Origin of the sequence: Streptomyces canarius, assembly GCF_014650735.1 — a bacterium.
Lineage (GTDB): Bacteria > Actinomycetota > Actinomycetes > Streptomycetales > Streptomycetaceae > Streptomyces > Streptomyces olivaceoviridis.
Map to the genome: position 1 here is coordinate 1 of NZ_BMVN01000013.1, position 18,702 is coordinate 18,702.

At 73.4% G+C, this 18,702-nt stretch carries 20 protein-coding genes and 1 riboswitch; of the genes, 9 read left to right on the top strand and 11 right to left on the bottom strand.

Annotation, left to right across the window (positions count from 1 at the left end; genetic code table 11):
- From IE294_RS19685 to IE294_RS19700, 4 genes are all read left to right on the top strand, one after another.
- Positions 1-562 (top strand): cbb3-type cytochrome c oxidase subunit I (locus tag IE294_RS19685; RefSeq protein ID WP_189887884.1); only part of this gene is annotated, 562 nt, incomplete at its 5' end.
- Entirely contained in the window at positions 559-909 is a 351-nt protein-coding gene (locus IE294_RS19690) for a cytochrome C oxidase subunit I (RefSeq protein WP_189887885.1), read from the top strand. The genes IE294_RS19685 and IE294_RS19690, both read left to right, overlap by 4 nt.
- 87 nt (positions 910-996) lie before the next feature.
- Positions 997-1,407: a hypothetical protein gene (locus IE294_RS19695; protein WP_189887887.1), complete on the top strand. Its 411-nt coding sequence runs from the start codon at positions 997-999 to the stop codon at positions 1,405-1,407.
- Between the two features lie 25 nt (positions 1,408-1,432).
- Positions 1,433-2,038, top strand: coding sequence for a hypothetical protein (locus IE294_RS19700; RefSeq protein ID WP_189887889.1), 606 nt, complete (start codon positions 1,433-1,435; stop codon positions 2,036-2,038).
- 184 nt (positions 2,039-2,222) lie between these two features.
- On the opposite strand, the gene IE294_RS19705 is transcribed toward IE294_RS19700, so the two are convergent.
- The 5 genes from IE294_RS19705 to IE294_RS19725 all read right to left on the bottom strand — a co-directional run bounded on the left by IE294_RS19705 (position 2,223) and on the right by IE294_RS19725 (position 5,676).
- On the bottom strand, positions 2,223-2,744 hold the full coding sequence (locus tag IE294_RS19705) for a hypothetical protein (RefSeq protein WP_189887891.1): 522 nt from the start codon (positions 2,742-2,744) through the stop codon (positions 2,223-2,225).
- Positions 2,741-3,064, bottom strand: coding sequence for a hypothetical protein (locus IE294_RS19710; protein WP_189887893.1), 324 nt, complete (start codon positions 3,062-3,064; stop codon positions 2,741-2,743). The genes IE294_RS19705 and IE294_RS19710 overlap by 4 nt, the downstream gene beginning before the upstream one ends.
- A gap of 135 nt (positions 3,065-3,199) precedes the next feature.
- Positions 3,200-4,147, bottom strand: coding sequence for an MIP/aquaporin family protein (locus IE294_RS19715; RefSeq protein ID WP_189887894.1), 948 nt, complete (start codon positions 4,145-4,147; stop codon positions 3,200-3,202).
- A 95-nt stretch (positions 4,148-4,242) separates the two neighbouring features.
- The gene (locus IE294_RS19720; protein WP_189887895.1) at positions 4,243-4,908 is read right to left on the bottom strand and encodes an SDR family NAD(P)-dependent oxidoreductase; all 666 of its coding nucleotides are present in this window, start codon (positions 4,906-4,908) and stop codon (positions 4,243-4,245) included.
- Between the two features lie 81 nt (positions 4,909-4,989).
- On the bottom strand, positions 4,990-5,676 hold the full coding sequence (locus IE294_RS19725) for a DUF6445 family protein (protein WP_189887896.1): 687 nt from the start codon (positions 5,674-5,676) through the stop codon (positions 4,990-4,992).
- A gap of 224 nt (positions 5,677-5,900) precedes the next feature.
- On the opposite strand from IE294_RS19725, the gene IE294_RS19730 reads away from it, so the two are divergent.
- On the top strand, positions 5,901-6,644 hold the full coding sequence (locus IE294_RS19730; RefSeq protein WP_189888256.1) for a DUF4142 domain-containing protein: 744 nt from the start codon (positions 5,901-5,903) through the stop codon (positions 6,642-6,644).
- Here IE294_RS19730 and IE294_RS19735 read toward each other — a convergent pair.
- Entirely contained in the window at positions 6,641-8,299 is a 1,659-nt protein-coding gene (locus tag IE294_RS19735; RefSeq protein WP_189887897.1) for a glycoside hydrolase family 13 protein, read from the bottom strand. The genes IE294_RS19730 and IE294_RS19735 overlap by 4 nt on opposite strands.
- 79 nt (positions 8,300-8,378) lie before the next feature.
- Entirely contained in the window at positions 8,379-8,729 is a 351-nt protein-coding gene (locus IE294_RS19740) for an ArsR/SmtB family transcription factor (protein ID WP_014673881.1), read from the bottom strand.
- An 80-nt stretch (positions 8,730-8,809) separates the two neighbouring features.
- A riboswitch (cobalamin riboswitch) is annotated at positions 8,810-8,991 on the top strand.
- A 28-nt stretch (positions 8,992-9,019) separates the two neighbouring features.
- Between IE294_RS19740 and nicT the strand changes: the two genes are divergently transcribed.
- Positions 9,020-10,102: a Nickel transporter NicT gene (nicT, locus tag IE294_RS19745; RefSeq protein WP_229917233.1), complete on the top strand. Its 1,083-nt coding sequence runs from the start codon at positions 9,020-9,022 to the stop codon at positions 10,100-10,102.
- Between the two features lie 15 nt (positions 10,103-10,117).
- Here nicT and IE294_RS19750 read toward each other — a convergent pair whose 3' ends face one another.
- The gene (locus IE294_RS19750) at positions 10,118-11,080 is read right to left on the bottom strand and encodes a nucleoside hydrolase (protein ID WP_189887899.1); all 963 of its coding nucleotides are present in this window, start codon (positions 11,078-11,080) and stop codon (positions 10,118-10,120) included.
- 48 nt (positions 11,081-11,128) lie between these two features.
- Complete coding sequence (gene thrS, locus IE294_RS19755) at positions 11,129-12,355, bottom strand: threonine--tRNA ligase (protein WP_189887900.1); 1,227 nt, start codon at positions 12,353-12,355, stop codon at positions 11,129-11,131.
- Between the two features lie 299 nt (positions 12,356-12,654).
- Between thrS and IE294_RS19760 the strand changes: the two genes are divergently transcribed.
- Positions 12,655-13,443, top strand: coding sequence for a hypothetical protein (locus IE294_RS19760; RefSeq protein ID WP_189887901.1), 789 nt, complete (start codon positions 12,655-12,657; stop codon positions 13,441-13,443).
- Positions 13,444-13,447: 4 nt separating this feature from the next.
- Here the strand turns inward: IE294_RS19760 and IE294_RS19765 are convergent, their stop codons facing one another.
- Positions 13,448-14,791, bottom strand: a complete 1,344-nt coding sequence (locus tag IE294_RS19765; RefSeq protein ID WP_189887902.1) for a helix-turn-helix domain-containing protein — start codon at positions 14,789-14,791, stop codon at positions 13,448-13,450.
- 115 nt (positions 14,792-14,906) lie between these two features.
- Here IE294_RS19765 and IE294_RS19770 point away from each other — a divergent pair, with 115 nt between their 5' ends.
- Both IE294_RS19770 and IE294_RS19775 read left to right on the top strand, forming a co-directional pair.
- Entirely contained in the window at positions 14,907-15,101 is a 195-nt protein-coding gene (locus IE294_RS19770) for a hypothetical protein (protein ID WP_189888286.1), read from the top strand.
- A gap of 472 nt (positions 15,102-15,573) precedes the next feature.
- Positions 15,574-17,547: a YncE family protein gene (locus IE294_RS19775; protein ID WP_189887903.1), complete on the top strand. Its 1,974-nt coding sequence runs from the start codon at positions 15,574-15,576 to the stop codon at positions 17,545-17,547.
- Positions 17,548-17,550: 3 nt separating this feature from the next.
- Here the strand turns inward: IE294_RS19775 and IE294_RS19780 are convergent, their stop codons facing one another.
- Positions 17,551-18,696 carry a hypothetical protein gene (locus IE294_RS19780; protein ID WP_189887904.1) on the bottom strand — a complete coding sequence of 382 codons (1,146 nt, stop codon included), beginning with the start codon at positions 18,694-18,696 and terminating at the stop codon, positions 17,551-17,553.
- Positions 18,697-18,702: the final 6 nt, after the last annotated feature.

Here is an 18,702-nt window from a genome sequence, read left to right on the forward strand (position 1 = left end):
CATGGACTTCCACGTCTCCGACTCGTACTTCGTGGTGGCCCACTTCCACTACGTCGTCTTCGGCACCGTCGTCTTCGCGATGTTCGCCGGGTTCCACTTCTGGTGGCCGAAGTGGACCGGCAAGATGCTCGACGAACGCCTCGGCAAGATCACCTTCTGGACGCTGTTCGTCGGCTTCCACACCACCTTCCTGGTCCAGCACTGGCTGGGCGCCGAGGGCATGCCCCGCCGGTACGCCGACTACCTGGCCGCCGACGGCTTCACCGCGCTCAACACGCTCTCCACCATCGGCTCCTTCCTGCTCGGCCTGTCGATGCTGCCGTTCCTCTACAACGTCTGGAAGACGGCCAAGTTCGGCAAGCCGGTCGGCGTGGACGACCCCTGGGGCTACGGCCGCTCGCTGGAGTGGGCCACCACCTGCCCGCCACCGCGGCACAACTTCCTGACCCTGCCGCGGATCCGCAGCGAATCCCCGGCGTTCGACCTGCACCACCCGGACATCGCGATGCGGGAGCAGGAGGGCCACACCGTCGCGATCACGAGCGACCGGGGCCGGGGATGAGCGGTCTGCCCCAGCAGGGGGCCGGAGTGAGCGGCGACCTCGGCAACGAGGTCGAGGGCTACCTGCTGTGGCAGGCCAGGGTCGCGGAGGCGGAGCAGCGCGCGCGGGAGTTCGCCGGCTCCCTGGACTGGCTGACGACGGCGCAGCGCGAGGAGGTCGAGCGGCGGTACGTCGCCGACAGTCTGCTGCGGGCCCGGGCCGACCTCGAACGCATCGCCGCCCGGTGCGTGTCGCTGCGGGGCGAGTACGAGCAGCGGTACGCCGAGCTGCGGCGGCGCTGCGTGGGCGTGGCGCTCGCGGTGTGCGCCGGTCTCACCGCCCTGGCCGCCCTGCTCCTGGTCCTCTGACCCGCGCCGGCCGGTTTGCCGGGGCACGCGCGGGTCACTCGGGACCGGTGGTGTCCAGGGGGACATGAGGTGACCGGGAGGAAGCCGATGAGCGCGGTGGCCGTCGCCCGGGCCCAGGGCCTGTTCCATCTCGTCGGCGGTGGGTGGCCCCTGCTGCACCTGCGCAGCTTCGAGTGGGTCTTCGGACCGAAGACCGACGTCTGGCTCCAGCGGGCGACGGCGGGGCTGCTCGCCACGACCGGCTGGAGCCTGCTGCGCACCGGTCCGGCCCCGGAATCCCTCGGCCAGGCGCGCCGGGCGGGCGTCGGGTCCGCCGTGACCCTGCTGGCCGTCGACCTCGTCTACGTGCCCCTCGGCCGGATCCGCCCCACGTACCTGCTCGACGCGGCGATGCAGGCGGGCTGGCTGGCGGCCTGGTGGCGGTGCGGGAGGCCGCGGTGCGGCAAGCCCGGCGGGAAGCCCCGGTCCAGCGCCCGGTCCGCGCCGCGTCCGCGGTGACGCGGTGCCCGGCCGGCGGACGCGGATGCGTTTCGAGGGATGGATCGTCGGGACCGGCACGGCGTCCGGCACCCGTGTGGTGCTGGGCCACTGGACCCGGTCGCCGTTCGGGCGGTTCAGCGACGTCATGGTCGAGCGGGCGGACGGGCACCGGCTGCTCTTGGCACCCTCCCGGCGGACCGCCGACTTCATCGCCGCGACCTACGCCTTCGACGAGGTGGAGGTCACCCCCGTCGTCGTACGGGTCGCGGGCCGGCGCTGGGAGATCACGGCCGGCCCGCTGGAGCTGCGCCTCATCACCGGCCGGCGCGGCCTCATGGGCCGGCTCCTGCGCGCCGTGCCCGCGCCGCTCGCCGCCCGGCCGGCCTGGACGGCGCTGACGGACCCGCCCGCGAGGCTGCTGCTCGGCGTGCGCACCCGGGGCAGCGCGGGCGGCGGGCGGCGCGAGTGGTACGGCGCCCTCGACCTGCTCCCGGTCGTGTCGGCCGGCACGGTGTACGACGGCCGGGACCAAGGCCCGCCGGCGCCGGTCCTGCCGCCCGTGCGGTTCGGGTTCGGCTCGACACCCCGCACGCCCAGCGCCGTACGGGTGGTCACGACCGTGGCGATCCCCCGGTCGGCAGCCGGGTAGGCGTCACCGGCACCGACGGTCCGGGAGCCCATGCGGCACGGCCGACGTTCCCGGCCGCCGGCCCTTCGCCCCGGGGCTGATCGTCCTGCGTCCCGTCGACGCCCGCCGGCTGCACGAGCACACGGCCGTCGGCACCAAGGGCACGACCGCGGGCAACGGGGCGTGGCCCGGCGGCGCCGGCCGGTCAGCACGTGTCGGCCGGGGCCACGCTCACGGCGTCGTGCTGCCAGGTGAGATGGCGGATCGTCGCCGCGCCCTTGCCCTCGCCCGGACCGGCCGGCTTGATCTTGACCGTGACGCCGCTGCCGTCGACCGCCAGGAGTTCGCCGCACAGCGTCTGGCCCCGGGTGTGCACCTGGACCGTCCGCGCCGGCTCGTCCGGCCCCGGGGACACCCAGGTGAGCAGGATGCCGGACGCGGTGGCCGCCACGCCGAGCACGGTCGCCCAGCGCGTGACGCGGATCCGCGACGCGATCCGGTCGCGCTCCCCCTCCTCCCAGCCCAGCAGCTTCGCGGCATGGGCGTACTTCAGTTCCTCCCCCGGCCTGCCGTGGGCGGCGGACACGGCGAAGAACGCGGCGACGAGCAGCAGGACCAGCCCGGCCGCCACCAGCACGACGACCGCCGCCCGGTAGCCACCCGGGAGTTCGGCGACGTTCTCCCGGACCTCGAGTTCTTCGGGCAGGTACCTCCGGGCCGGCGTCATGAGCCGGTCCCCGGCTGCCGGACGGCGACCCACTTGGCCCCGCAGCCGCCGCTCTCCCGCGCGTCCCCGGGATGCGGCAGCCGGCACCGGCAGCGCATGTACACCTCGCTCGGCACCTCGTCCTCCCGCGCGGACGCCCCGCCGCTCCCGCCCTTCGTCACCGCGCCGGGCATCACGTCCGGCACCGGGTGCTCGGTGCGGCCGGCGCACTCCGGGCAGGTCCCGGTGATGACGAGCCTGCCGCCGGAGAACTCCCAGACGAAGCCGGTCGTCTGGTCCGACAGGTACTTGGACTCGTAGGGCTTGGGGTGGTGCGACACCTCAGGTCGTCCTCGGAAGAGGGCCTGGCGGATGGGCGGTCCCGGACGGCCTCCGCGAGGACGCCCCCGCGACGGCGGGCGGGGCCGGCGGGCCGGTGGTGCCCGGCCCCGGGCGCCACCAGCCCGGTCCTGCGACTACTCCTCGTCGGTGGTCCGTACCGGGGTCGACCTGCCCGGCTCCGGCAACTGGGCCAGCTCGGACCGCAGGAGCAGCACGTCGCCGATGAACAGGTCGTAGACCAGGATCCCGATCAGGCCGCCGATCAGCGGGCCGACGATCGGGATCCACCAGTAGGCGCTGAACGAGCCGGACACGCTGCCCGGGAACGCCAGGCTGCCCCAGCCCGCCGCGTAGGTGAGCAGGCGCGGCCCGAAGTCACGGGCCGGGTTGATGGCGTAGCCGGCGTTGGCGCCGTAGGACATGCCGATCGCGGCGACGACGAAGCCCACGATCAGCGGGGCGAGATTGGCCTTCACGGCCTGGTTGCGCAGGTCGAGCACGGCCGCGATCAGCATGAGCAGGAAGGCCGTGCCGACGATCTGGTCGATGAGCGGTCCCCAGATGCCGCCGTGGAAGTACGCGGCCGGGAACGTCGCGAAGATCGAGAACGTGGCGTTGGTGTGCCCGTTCACCTTCGGTCCCGGCACGGCGCTGTCGTAGGCGTCGATCGCGTTGTGGTAGACGAGGTAGACCAGCGCGGCCCCGGTGAGGGCGCCGACGACCTGCGCGAACCAGTAGGGCAGCACCTTGACCCAGGGGAAGCCGCGGCGCGCGGCCATGGCCAGGGTCACGGCCGGGTTGATGTGGGCGCCGCTGACGCCGCCGGCCACGTAGACACCGAAGACGACGGCCAGCGCCCAGCCCCAGCTGATCAGGAGCCAGTCACCCGCCGCGAGGAAGATCGTGGTGGGGGTGGCGGCCCGGCCCGAACCGGGCAGTGCCGCGACCGCCATCGCGACCACACCGCAGCCGAAGGAGATGAGGACGAAGGTTCCGAGGAACTCGGCCAGGCACTCGCCCAGGAGACCGCCCCGGCTTCTGAGCCGTGACGGCTTGACGAGCGGAGGGATGTCGACAGCCATGGGGGCCCCCTTTGAAGAGAGCGAAGCGGCCAATAGCCCCATATTGGCTCACAACGTCATTCTCCGCAGGGTGACCGCCTCCGGCCGGCGGCCGGTCAGCCGCCGAGGTCGTCGGCGTAGTGCCGGAACCCGTGCCGCTCCCGGTGCAGGGTCCACAGCCTCTCCGCGAGCACCTCCGGGTCCTTGCGCTCGTGACCTGCCGTGATGACCCCGGGAATGATCAGCTGGGCGACGTGGATCCCCTCGCTCGCCAGCCGGTCGTGCAGCAGGTGCCCGTACGCGCTCTCCGCCGCGAAGGCGATCGAGGTGCCGGCCCGCTCGGGATGCGGTACGGCGGCGCTCCCGCCGTTGACGAACAGGATCGTCCCCCGCCCGAGCCGCCGCATGCCCGGCAGCACCTGCTGCACGGCGGCCACCGGGCCGTACACGGAGAACTCGATCGGCCCCACCAGGTCCCGGTGCCGGGTCTCCAGCACGGGGCGCATGAAGTCGCGGTGCGGCACCGGGCTGTACTGGAGCACCTCGACGGTCCCGAGGGCGTCGGCCAGCTCGCCCAGCGCCGCGGCCAGCCGCTCGGGCCGGCGCACGTCGGCGGCGAACCCGCGGGCGGTGACGCCCTCGGCCGCGAGTGCGCCGGCGATCGCGTCCAGCCGCCCCCGGTCCCGGGCGACGAGCCCGACGGCGAACCCCTCCCGCCCGAACCGGCGCGCGACGGCGGTTCCGAGCCCCGGCCCGGCTCCCACGATGGCGACACTGCTCATACCGGTCATGCGTACCGCGGACCCGGCCTCCTCACACCGCCCGCGACCCCACGCGAGGGCGGGCGGTGCCGGCCGTGCCGGTCAGGCCATCCAGAAGAACACCGCCGTCATCCGCTTCTCCTCCAGCGTCCGGCCGGCGTAACCGGTGGCGCTGTGCACCAGGTTGGCGTGGTAGAGCAGCAGACGGTTGTACCGGTGCGGGACGCGGACGTCCTCCTCGAAGTGGTCCGCCGGGACGTACCGCGTCCCCAGCGCCTCGACCAGGTTGGTGTGCGGGGCCTGGACGATGTTGCCGCCGAGCCGGCCGCCGGGCAGCGACTGGCGGTAGAAGGCGGTCCCGCAGTCCTTGGGCGCCCCGGGGTTGAGGTAGAGCACGGCCGCGTACCGGCACAGCGCGCGGGAGTCGGTGTGCGGGCGGGGCTCGCTCTCGCCCTCGCCGACCACCTGGACGCAGTTGTGGTTGAGGGTGCCGCCGCCCGGCGCCCGCTGCACCCACAGCTCCCGGGCCCCGGTCGCCTTCTTCACCAGCCGCTCGATCCGGGCCAGTTCACCCGGCTCCAGACCGGGCATGGCGCGCAGGCCGGGCCAGGTCTCGGAGGTGTACGGGTACCCCTCGACCCAGTCGTCCTTGGCCAGGCACCGCTGCCGTACGGCGTCGACGTCCGGCAGGACGTCGTCCAGCACCCAGTAGTCGCGGCCCTTGGTGGGCTTGCGGTAGGGCAGGACGGGCAGCGCGGCGGGGAGCCGGGGCGGTGACGGTGGGGGCATGCGGCGAATCTAGGGGCGGCCCCGGTCTGCCTTCTCCCGAGGAGTGGTCAACCTTGTGCCCGGCAGCGGTCAACCTTCCGCCAACGCACCCGGGAGATTCTTTACCCGCGGGCACTGAGACGAGCGGCCCCGGCATCCGTACTGCTGTGCGTCCGAACGACGGGCGGGACCCGCAGGCAGGAGGAACGGTGCGCTTTTCGCGGAACGCGACGGGAACTCTCTTCGTGGGCGGTGCGATGGCCCTGACCCTCGCGGCCCTCGCCTACCCGAGCATGCTCGGGCTGAGCACCGTCTCCAGCTCGCAGTCGCGGATCATCGCGCAGACACAGTGGGGACCGCTCACCGAGGCCGACCGGGACTTCGTGGTCAAGGTGCGGGCGGCCGGCCTGTGGGAGTACCCGCTCGGTCAGATCGGGCTCCAGAAGGGGTCCACCAAGGGGGTCAAGACGGCCAGTGAGCACCTGGTCGACGGGCACGCCGCGCTGGACGCCTCCTGCCGCAAGATCGCCCCCATGCTGAACATCACGCTGCCCAACGTGGCGAGTCCGCAACAGGTCGGCTTCGTCGACCAGTTGAAGGGCGAGAGCGGCAAGCAGTTCGACACCGACTTCGCCAACATCCTGCGGATGACGCACGGCTCCATCTTCAACACGATCGCGAAGATCCGCTCGACCACCAAGAACTCGCTGGTGCGGGCCCTCGCCGACCAGGCCAACGACACGGTCCTGGACCACATCACGGTGATGGAGAAGACCGGTCTGGTCGACTTCGACCAGACCATCTTCAACCAGACCACCCCGCCGAAGCTGCCCTCGTCCGACCTGACGCCGCCGGCCCCGCCGGCGGGCCAGCCGGAGGTGGTGCTCACCCCGCCGCCGACCGCCACGTCCACCCCGCTGGACCTCGGCGGCCTCGGCGGCGGCACGGGCGCCGGCCTCACCCCCGGCCCCGTTCCGTCGGCCGGCTAGGCGAGCCACACCGTGGTGTCCGGCGGCAGGGCCCTGCCCTCCGGCAGGGGGCCGCTGCTCAGCAGGACCTCGCCCGGCGGCAGCGGTACCGGCTCGGTGCCGAGGTTCGTGACGTTCCGCCAGGTCTCGGTGCGGCCGAAGTCCAGGACGCCCGCGGGCGCGTCCGGCGTCCAGGTCAGCGTCTCGCCCTGGAGGAGCTTGCGGCGCAGCCGCAGGGCCGAGCGGTACAGCTCCAGCGTGGAGCCCTCGGTGCCGGTCTGCGCCTCCACGGCGTACGCCGCGAAGGACGTCGGCTGCGGCAGCCAGCCGGGCCCGGGCCCGAAGCCGTACGACGGTCCCGTCGTCGTCCACGGCAGCGGCACCCGGCAGCCGTCGCGGCCCTTGCGGACATGGCCGGTCTGCTCCCAGATCGGGTCCTGGAGCACCTCGGTGGGCAGGTCGGCGACCTCGGGCAGGCCGAGTTCCTCCCCCTGGTAGAGGTACGCCGAACCGGGCAGCGCCAGCATCAGCAGGGTCGCCGCCCGGGCCCGGCGCAGTCCGGCCGCCGTGTCGATCGCGGGCGCGGTGCCGCCGGACAGCAGCCAGGCGGCCGGATCGGTGCCGGCCGGCAGCACGAGCCGGGAGGCGTGGCGTACGACGTCGTGGTTGGACAGCACCCAGGTCGCGGAGGTCCCGGCGGTCCGGGCGGTGACCAGCGAGGCGGCGATGACGTCCCGTAGCTCCTCCGCGTCCCAGCATGCCTCCAGGTACTCGAAGTTGAAGGCCTGGCCGAGCTCGTCCGGACGGGCGTACAGGGCGCGCCGGGCGCCGGGGACCCATGCCTCGGCGACGGCGGTGCGCGGCGGGCCGTAGGCGTCGAAGATCTTGCGCCAGTCGCGGTAGATCTCGTGGACCTCGTCCCGGTCCCAGTACGGGTGGCTGCCCGGCGGCACCAGCGGCAGGGCCTGCTCGCCGGTCGCGCCGATGCCGCCGATGTCCCGCAGCGGCTCGGTGAGGTCCTTGGCCAGGCCGTGGGCGACGTCCACGCGGAAGCCGTCCACGCCCCGGTCGGACCAGAACCGCAGGGTGGTGCGGAAGTCGGCGCGGACCTCCTCGTTGTCCCAGTTGAGGTCGGGCTGTTCGGGGGCGAACAGGTGCAGGTACCACTCCCCGTCGGGCACCCGCCGCCAGGCGCTGCCGCCGAACACCGACTGCCAGTCGCTGGGCGGCAGTTCGCCGTGCGCACCGCGCCCCGGCCGGAAGACGTACCGCTCCCGGGCGGCGGAACCGGGCCCGGCACGCAGCGCCTCCTGGAACCAGCGGTGCAGATGGGAGGTGTGGTTGGGGACGATGTCCACGACGACCTTGAGGCCGAGCCGGTGGGCCTCACCCACCAGGGCGTCGAAGTCGTCCAGGGTGCCGAGGCGTTCGTCGACGCCGCGCGGGTCGATGACGTCGTAGCCGCCATCGGCGAGTTCGGAGGGGTAGAAGGGGCTCAGCCACAGGGCGTCCACGCCGAGGCCGGCGAGATGGCCCAGCCGCTCGGTGATGCCCCGCAGGTCGCCGAGGCCGTCACCGTCGGCGTCGGCGAAACTGCGCGGGTACACCTGGTAGACGACGGCCTGCCGCCACCAGTCGGGGTTCCTGGACGAGAGGTCCGGCGAGAGGTCTGCCATACGGGCTCCCAGGGGACGGACGACGGTACGGAATCTGTACCTGTCCACATTGCCCGGAAAGGGAACCTTGCACGGCCGTTCAGCCGACGCAGTGCTCCAAGAGCCCCCGGACGTCCTCGTCCACCACCCTGTACCGCACCACGCGCCCCTCCTTCTCCCCCGCGACGACCCCGGCCGCCCGCAGCAGCCGCAGGGCCTGGGAGACGGCGGGGTCGTTCATCCCCGTGGCGATGGCGAGATCCGACACGGCGAGCGGCCCGGTGCGGTGCAGCGCGACCAGCAGCGCCAGCCGGTTGGCGTCGGCGAGCAGTGAGAAGCGGTCGGCCCAGGTGCGCAGGCGCCCCGTCTCACCGATGGCGGCGATCGCCTCGCACACCCGGTGCCCGTCGATGGAACGACGGTCGGCTCGGTCGGCAGGCACGAGATGCATGGGGCCAGTCTGGCAGGCCCCTGTTTGTGATCTTCGATACCTGCGCAGGTACGCAGCTATGCAGGAAACCGCGTGCCCCTCTACGGTGGGCGGGCCGTGGTGTTCGGGAAGTCGATGGAAGGTCGACGCGGCCCTCGCCACTGTGATCGGGGAGTTCCCGTTCCGTCCGGCACCGCCGGGCCACTGGTCGCAGACCGGGAAGGCAGGGACGGCGGACGCACGACCCGTAAGCCAGGAGACCGGCCACGGCAGCTCACGAAGTGATCCACGAGGTGCTGGAGCGTGAACCCATGGCTGATGCCGCGTCTTTCCGCTGGCGACGTGAGGACACCGTCAAGACGGTGGGGCTGCTGGCGGTGATCGTCGCCCTGCACGTCGTCGCGTTCGGGATCCTCTACGTCCTCGTCGCGCCCGAGCACTACAAGGTGGGCACCGATGTCTTCGGGGTCGGGCTCGGTGTCACGGCCTACACCCTCGGCATGCGGCACGCCTTCGACGCCGACCACATCGCGGCGATCGACAACACCACCCGCAAGCTGATGGCCGACGGCAAGCGGCCGGTGTCGGTGGGGTTCTGGTTCGCGCTGGGCCACTCCAGCGTGGTGGTGCTGCTGGCGCTGCTGATCGCGGGCGGCACCTCACTGGCCGGGAAGGTCATGAACGAGGGCTCCACCACCCACCAGGTGCTCGGCTTCCTCGGCACGACGGTCTCCGGCACGTTCCTCTACCTCATCGCCGCCCTGAACCTGGTCGCCCTGGTGGGCATCCTGAAGGTCTTCCGGGCGATGCGCGCGGGCGCGTTCGACGAGAGGGAGCTGGAAGCGCACCTGGACTCGCGGGGGTTCATGAACCGCGTCCTCGGCCGGCTGACGAAGTCCGTCTCCCGTCCGGGGCAGATGTACCCGCTCGGCTTCCTCTTCGGCCTCGGCTTCGACACGGCCACCGAGGTGACGCTGATGGTGATGGCGGGCTCGGGCGCGGCGGCGGGACTGCCCTGGTACGCGATCCTCTGCCTGCCCCTGCTCTTCGCCGCCGGGATGAGCCTGTTCGACACCCTCGACGGCACCTTCATGAACTTCGCCTACCAGTGGGCGTTCTCCAACCCGGTCCGCAAGGTCTTCTACAACCTCGCCATCACCGGCCTGTCCATCGCCGTCGCCTTCTTCATCGGCACCATCGAGCTGGTCGGCGTCCTGCACGAGAAGTTCGGCCTGCACGACGACATCACCGGCTGGATCGCCGGCCTCGACCTGGACAACGTCGGCTACCTCATCGTCGGCCTGTTCGTGCTGGTGTGGGCGGCGGCGCTGGCGTACTGGAAGGTCGCCCGGGTGGAGGAGCGCTGGGCGGTCTCCCCGTCCGCCGCCGAGTAGCCGGCCAGGTCCTGGCTAGCGCGCGACCGTCTCCAGGTACAGCTTCACGTAACGGTCGGCGTCCACCTCCAGCGCCACGTCCACCAGGGCGCGTTCGCGACCGCCCTCGTGGATCTCGGACTCGCCGGGGCGGGGGCGGCGGTCGACGACGGTCTGGCCCCGGGCGGGGCCCGGGGCGAGGGAGACCTCGACCGGGAGCAGGCGGGTGGTGATGCCCTGCGGGTCGGCGACCGCGCACACCGCGCCCGCGTCGCCGAGGCCGCCCGCCTCCTCCGCCTGGGGCGGCTCGCCCTGGTGGGCCGGCCGGTGGGCGAGCAGCTCGCCGGCCAGGCGGGTGCCGGGCTCACCGCTCGCGCGCAGCCGGCGCACCTCACCGCTGTCCACCACGACCTGCTGGAAGACGTCGAGGCCGTACATGGTGATCGGCACCCCGGCGGTCAGCAGGATCGCCGCCGCCTCCGGGTCGTGCCAGACGTTGAACTCCGCGACCGGCGTGGCGTTCCCGGTCGCCACCGCCCCGCCCATGAACACGATCCGCTCGATGTTCCGGGTCACCTCGGGGTGGGTGCGCAGCAGCAGGGCGATGTTGGTGAGCGGCGCGGTCGGGATCAGCGTCACCGGGCGCGGGGAGGCCAGGATCTCCCGGTGCAGGAGGGTGACGGCGTCGACGGCCACCGGGGTCCGGGTGGGCGCGGGCAGGCCCAGGTCGCCCATGCCGTCGACGCCGTGCACCGGGGCCGGACGGGCCGGCTCCAGCAGCGGGCGCTCGGCACCCCGGGCCACCGGGATGTCGGGGGCGCCCGCCTGCTCCAGTACGGTGAGGGTGTTGCGGACCACCCCGTCCACGTCGGTGTTCCCGGCCACGCAGGTCACCGCCCGGAGGTCGAGTCCCGGGTGGCGCACGGCGAACAGCAGGGCCAGGGCGTCGTCGACGCCGGTGTCGCAGTCGATGATCACGGGTATGGGCTGACCGTCCACGGCGGACTCCTTCCGTCGTGCCGACCTTAGATCAGTCCCGGCCCGGGATCAGTCCCAGAGCCCGGTCCCCCGCCCCGCCACCCGTCCGGCGACGCGCCGCAGGAGTTCGGCGTTGGGCAGGGGACCGGGTCGGCGGCCGTCCCGCAGGCGTACGGCGGCCAGTCCGGCGTCCGCCTCCCGGGCACCGATCACCGCCTGGTACGGCACCAGGCGGGCCGCGCGGATCCGGGCGGCCAGGGTGCCCTCCCCGGGACCGGCCGGTTCGGCGCGCAGGCCCAGGGCGGTCGCCTCGCGGACCAGCGCCGCCGCCGCCGCGGTCTGCTCCTCCGCCACCGGCAGCACGGTCAGCTGGACGGGGGCCAGCCAGGCCGGGAAGGCGCCGCCGTGGGTCTCGACGAGGTGGGCCACGGCCCGCTCCACGCTGCCGATGATGCTGCGGTGCACCATCACCGGCCGGTGCTTGGCGCCGTCGGCGCCGGTGTAGCGCAGGTCGAAGCGGGCGGGCTGGTGGAAGTCGATCTGCACGGTGGACAGGGTGGACTCGCGGCCCGCCGGGTCCGCGATCTGCACGTCGATCTTCGGGCCGTAGAACGCGGCCTCGCCCTCCGCCTCCTCGTACGCCACCCCGGCCTCGGCGAGGACCTCCCGCAGCAGCCCGGTCGCCCGGCGCCACAGCTCCGGGCCGGCGACGTACTTCCCGCCCGCGCCGGGCAGCGAGAGCCGGTGGCGTACGGCCTCGATGCCGAGGTCGGCGTAGGCGCGGGCGATCAGCTCCAGGGCGGCGCGGGCCTCGGCCACCGCCTGGTCCAGGGTGCAGAAGACGTGTGCGTCGTTGAGGTGGATGGCGCGGACCCGGGTCAGGCCGCCGAGCACGCCGGACAGCTCGGCGCGGTGCATGGCGCCCAGTTCCGCGATGCGCAGGGGGAGTTCGCGGTAGCTGCGGGAGCGGGAGCGGTAGATCAGGGCGTGGTGGGGGCAGAGGCTGGGCCGCAGGACGACCTCCTCGGCGCCGAGCCGCATCGGCGGGTACATGTCGTCGCGGTAGTGGTCCCAGTGCCCGGAGATCTCGTACAGCTCCCGTTTGCCGAGCGCGGGCGAGTACACGTGCCGGTAGCCGGCCTGGCGTTCGGCGTCCCGGACGTACTCCTCCAGGGTGTGCCGGACGACGGCCCCGTCGGGCAGCCAGTAGGGCAGGCCGGCGCCCATCAGGGGGTCGGTGTCGAAGAGGCCGAGTTCACGGCCGAGACGGCGGTGGTCGGGCAGCTTGTCGTTCATCCGGGTCTCCTCACGGCGGGAGGCGCGGGTCCCCGGTGCACGACGAAGCCCCGGGGCGTGCGCCCCGGGGCTTCGGTGCTGGTCAGGTGTCAGCGCGCCGGGACGGTCTCCGGCGTCGTCGTGCCGGACGGGCACAGGCGGGCGCGCTGCATGGACGGCACCGTACCGCCCCCCGCGGGGACCGGGCCACGGATTTCCCGCGCCCCCTCACCCGTACGGCCCGGAGCGCTGGTGCGCAGGTCAGAGCGGTGGTGCCGTGAGACCAGGCACCCCGGCCGCACGCTGCCCAGGAGGCACCGATGTCCCCCGAGATACCCCACCTCCCCCGTGCCGTCGTCCTCTGCCTGATCGGCTCCGGGCTGCTGATCGCCGGCGGCTGCGCGGCCCTCGGCCTGGAGCACCCGGCGAGCGCGCCCTACCCGCTGCCCACGCTCGACCGGCCGGCCCCGAGGCCCAGGACGTCCGCGCCGACCGGCGGTTCCTCGCTCAGCGACGCGCAGGCGCAGGCCGCGCTGATCACCCAGACCGACCTCGGCGATCCCTGGATCGCCACGCGCGGCGCGGCCACCTGGCACGACGGGCTGCTGAAGGCGCAGACCACGGCCGGGGAGTGCCAGCGGCTGCTGGACGCCCTGTACAGCGACGAACTGCTCGGCGGACCGGCGCGCGTCGCCGTCGGCCTGGACGACGCCGGCACCGACGCCCAGCTCCGCTACCAGATCGGCGCCCGCCGCCCGGCGGACGTCGACGCCGCGCTGGCGTGGCTGCGGACGCTGCCGGCGCGGTGCGCGCGGTTCACGGCCACCACCGAGCTGGGGCTCGTGGAGGACGTACAGGTCGTGGACGCCCCGCTGCCCGAGGTCGGCGACGCCCGCCAGGGGCTGCGCGTCACCCTCGGCGGTACGACGTCCGACGGACAGGAGTTCCTGCTCACCCTGGACGTGGCCGCCGTCCGGGTCGGCGAGGACGCGTTCGCGCTGACCAACGGCGGCCTGGGTGACGTACCGAACGGCGCGACCCAGGCGGCCGTGCAGGTCGGCGCCCTGCGCCTGGCCGACATCCGCAAGCAGGGCCGGGCGCAGGTGTGAGGCCTCAGAGCGGCGGCTGGGCGGGGGCCGGGCCGAGGGTGGTGGTGCCGGGGGCGGTGCGGTGGCCGAGGCCGGTGCGGTAGGCGTCCAGGGCGGCCTCCACGCGGCCCGTGCGGCGGAACAGGTCGCCGAGGAGGCGGCACAGGTCGGCGAGGTCGCCGGCGGCACCCGCGCGTTCCAGCAGGCTGAGGGCGCGGACGTAGTGCTCCTCGGCGGCCTCGGTGTCCCGGGCGTCCTCGGCGATGATGCCGAGGAGGCGGTGCGCGCCGGCGGCGTGCACGGCGCCGCGCTCGGAGGAGAAGTCCCCGAGGACGCCCTCCAGCAGTTCCGCGGCCTCCCCGGACTTGCCCCGGCGGTGCAGGACGTCGGCGAGTTCGACGGCGGCCTGGCTGCGGTACAGGGCGGCCCGGGTCTGGGACAGCATGGCGTACGCCTGGCGCAACTCGTCCTCGGCGCGTTCCAGTTCGCCGTTCTGGGCGCAGACGTAGCCGCGCATCCAGTGGCAGTTGGCCAGTTCGGTGCGCAGGCTCAGCCGGCGGTACAGCTCGGCGGCCTTGGCCAGGGAGGCGTCGGCCTCGGCGGCCCGGCCCTCGGCGAGCAGGGTGCGGGCCACCGAGCGGTGCATCCGGGCGACCAGCGCGGGGTCGCCGGCCTGCGGGGCGAGCGCGAGGGCCAGCTCGGCGGCCTGGGCGGCGCGGGCGTGGGCGCCCATGTCCATGTACGGGCCGATGATGCTGGCGTAGAGCAGCAGGAGCGCGTCGGGGTCGTGCAGTCCGCCCCGGTTCAGCTCGTCGAGGGCGGTCTCCAGGAGGTAGACGGCGTACCGGAGCTCACCGGCGAGGTAGTGGGCGACGGCCCGGCCGCGCAGGGCGGGCACCCGGACGGGCAGGGTCTTGTCGGCGAGCCGTTCCTCGGCCTGCTCGAAGTACTCGCGCGCCGCGGTCAACTGCCCCGTCTCCAGCGCGCACTCCCCGAGCCCGAGCAGGGCGGCGGCGTGCTCGCACCCCAGCGCGTGCGCCTCGGCCTCCGCACGCAGCACGGCGTACTGGGCGGCGGCCTCCTCGGCCCGTCCGTCGGCGAGGACCCGCTGGGCCTCGGTGAGCCGCAGCCGCAGGTCGGTGGCGAGGTGGGCGGGCCGGCCGACGGCCAGTTCCTCGAAGGCGACCCCGAGCCGGTCCGCGATGTGCCGCAACGCCTCTTCGGAGGCGCGGACCCGCCCGGCCTCCAGGGTGGAGATGTAGGCGGGTGTGTACGCGGGCTCCGCCAGCTGTCGCTGGGTGAGCCCCCGTTGATTGCGCAGCCGTTGTACCCGCCGCCCGATGACTTCCGGGTCGTCCCGCTCCCGCATGCCGCCTGCTCCCCCCAACTGGCCTGACACCTCTTGCCGTTGCGCTCCGGCAGCCCCTAGGTTAAACGGCGAATTAAACATGCTTAACACGCCGCTGTTGTGTTGTGAGGTCGCCGTGCCCGGACGTACATCCGCACCCTACGCACCGCCCCACTCCCGCATCCGCCCGATCGGCCGAACCTCCACCGCACGGGGGATCGTCGCGGCCGTCATCGCCGCCGCGACCCTCCTCCTCGCGGCGAACGCCGGCCCGGCCCGCGCGGCCGACACCACCCCGGCGCCCACGACGGCCCAGCAGGCGAATACCTGAGGACCCCGGACGCGCGGGCGGCCGGGGCGGCGCGTCAGGGCACTCGGGTACCGCGGGAGCGCGACCCCGAGGACGGACCGCCCCGCGCTCCCGGACCGCCGACGCGAGTGGCCCCGGGGGTGACGGCGGCGGGCGCGGCAGCGGTGCCGTCGTCCACGCGGATCGCGTCCGCGCAGGTCACCGCGGTGTGTGACAGGCGCAGGGGGCACACGTGCGCGTCCCCGGCCGGCCCGTACCCGTCGCGTCATCGCGCGGCGGCCGTCCTGCTCCGCCCGCCCGGTCCGTGCCCGGCCGCCCGAGGTGTCCGCGCCCTCAAGTCCGGGCCCCGCGCGCGTTTGTCAGTGGCATGACCTAGTCTTTCCACACTCGCCGCACGAGGCACACACGGTTCATGCACAGGGGGCGGACGCATCGCCCTGCCCGCGCGGCGCCCATCTCTTTCTTTCATTCGTTCCGGGGGGTTCGAATCAGCGTGCGCAAGCGCTCTCTCACAGCTGCCACCACCCTGGCGGTCCTCTTCAGCTCGGCGGCCCTCGCCGTCACCCCGGCCTTCGCCGACTCCAGCCAGACCCTGCCCGTCAGGACGACCGGTGACATCGTCGTCGACGCCGTCCACCAGCAGGTCTTCGTCAGCGACCCGCTGAACGGCAAGATCGTCGTCACCGACTACGCCGGCAGGGTCGTCAAGCAGCTCACCACCAACCTCTCCGGCGTCACCGGCCTGGAGCTGTCCGCCGACTCCGGCACGCTCTACGCGGCCGTGCAGGACCTCGACGCCATCGCCGTCTTCGACACCGCCACCGACACCGAGACCACCCGGTACACGGTCGGCGACAAGCCGCTCAGCGTCGCCCTCGCGGGCGGCAAGCTGTGGTTCGGCTACGGCGGCGCCGCCGCGGGCAACATCGGCTCCGTCGACCTGACCGCCGAGGACCACACGGTCACGCTCGGCCAGGACAACGGCTGGTACGCGGCCCCGCTGCTGGACGCCGCGCCCGGTTCCAGCACCCTGATCGCCGGTGCGATCGGGCAGAGCCCGGTCGAACTGGCCTCGTACGACGTCTCGACGGGCACCGCCACCAAGGTGGCGAGCACCCGTGAGGCCGGCAGCAACCTCGGCGACCTCCAGGTCACCCCCGACGGCAAGGACGTCGTGGTGGCCAGCGGCGCGCCGTACTACCAGCAGGTGTTCCGGACCTCCGACCTCAACGAGGACGGCAAGTACGTCACGGACGCGTACCCCAACTCCGTCGCCATCGCGCCGAACGGCACGGTCGCGGCCGGCATCGACGGCTCCTACGAGCCGGACGTCTACGTCTTCAAGCCCGGCACCAGCGAGGCGGTCCGCACCTACGACTTCCCCAACACCGGCACCAGCAGCGGCTCCGACCTGCTGGCCCGGGGCGGCCTGGCCTGGGCCCCGGACGGCTCCCGGCTGTTCGCGGTGACCAGCAACAACGAGGGCGTGTTCTCCCTGCGCGTCCTGAACGCGCCCACCAAGGCGGTCGCCACCGTCACCGTGGACGCGCCGGCCACCGCCACCCGCGCCAAGCAGCTCACCGTCAAGGGCAAGGTCGCCTCCAAGACGGCCGTCCCCGCCGGCACCAAGCTGACCGTGACCCGCACCGACCTGGAGTCGCCGAAGGGCAAGGTGCTCGCGGCGGCGGTCACCAAGGCCGACGGCACGTTCTCCTTCACCGACACCCCGCCGGCCGGCGGCAAGGTGAAGTACACGGTGGCCTACGCCGGCGACGCCGCCCACACGGCGGCCTCCGGCTCGGACTCCGTCGACGTCTCCCGCGCCAAGCCGACCCTGTCCGTCAACAACAACGGCAAGGTCTACGCGTACGGCAAGGACGTCAAGTTCACCGCCCACCTGGGCAAGACGTACAAGAACCGCACGGTGGAGATCTGGGCCGACCCGTTCGGCGCCGACAAGCCGAACAAGCTGGTGAAGTCCGGCAAGGTCAACTCCGACGGCAACCTGTCGGTCACGCTGGACCTCAAGCGGGACACCAAGGTCACCGCGAAGTTCGCGGGCGACTCCCGCTACAAGCCGGCGTCCGCCGCCAGCACCGTCGGCGCCCGGGTCAGCGTGTCCACCTCGGTCAGCAGCCACTACAAGGCGAAGTCGGCGTGGGGCCACACGTACTACTTCTTCCACAAGACCAAGGACCCGCTGATCACGACGAAGATGTCGTACTACCCGGGCCGGGCGCAGAAGTTCGAGTTCGAGGTGTACTACCAGGGCCGCTGGTACCCGGGCGACCCCGAGTACTTCAAGCTGGGCTCCGACGGCGTCTCCAAGGTCCGCATCACCGGCGACCACGGCCAGGACGTCGGCTGGCGGTTCCGGGTGCGCTCGTCGTACATCAACAGCTCGTCCGGTGACATCGTGAACTCCACGACGCACGGCGCCTGGAAGTACTTCACGTTCACCAAGTAAGGGTCACGGGGCGGCCTGGAGCCGGCCCAGCTCCCGCTGGACGCTCTCCAGCGCGCCATGCCGGCGTCCCGGCACCCTGAGCCGCAACTCCGCGAGCGCGGGCCCGAGTTCACGGGCCCGCGCCGTGTCCTTGATCCGGGTCCACTGGTGGTGGGCGCGGTCCACGGCCGCCTCCACGGCGGGCGCGTCCACCGCCTGCCCGGCGGCCAGCCGGGTCTCGGCCACCGTCAGCCAGGCCCGGCAACTGCGCACCGGGTCCCCCGCGAACATCGCCAGATCGGCCCGCACCTCGCTCCAGTGCAGCGCCTGCTCGGAAGCGGCGCCGTACCCCCGCACCGCCTCCGCCTCGTACCGGGCGGCCATTCCGTCCGCCTCGGCGTGCCGGCCGGCGCGCACGGCGGCACTGATGGCGGCGTGCGGGTCCTCGGGGCGGGGGGAGGGGAGCGGAGCGGTGACCGTGGTGAACGTGGTGGAGGAGGCCGGGGGAGCCGGGGGGACCGGGGAGGCGGGTACGGCGTAGCCCCCCGCGTCGGCCAGCAGCAGATTGCCCTTCGTCTCCTGCGGGATCCGGTCCACCGCCTGCTGGTGCAACGCGTCCAGCGGGGGCCGGTGGCCGCTGCGCAGCAGCGTGGCCACCGTTTTCATGTACGCCGGCTCCGCCAGGCCCCGCCGTCCCGTCGCCGGGGCGATACGGCCGTACACGGCGGTGTTCCGGCCGGAGTCGAGGCCGTGCTCGGTGACGTACCGCCATGCCTCGGCGTCCGCGTGCAGGTCCACCACGAGCGCGGTGTCCCCGGCGGAGCGCAGGCGCAGTTCCTCGCGGATCCAGTGCCAGGGCAGCGCGGTGTAGCGGACCGTGGCCGGCGTGGTGCGGGCCAGGGCGAGGTGGGGCTGGTGCTGTCGGCGGTCCAGCTGCACCTGGCCGGTGACGTACACGGTGAGCGGGCCGGGGGAGGCCGCGGCGGCCCGCAGCCGGGTGAGGACGGCCTGCGGTTCCAGCGGATCCACGAGTTCGACGACGTTCGCGGTGCCGGCGCCGGACAGGACGGCGGGGGCGACCGCGGCCAGCACCGGCAGGACACCGGCCGCGTCCACCAGACGCCCCCGGCCGAGCGGCGCGGCTGCGAGCAGCAGCACGGTTCCGGGCATCGTGCC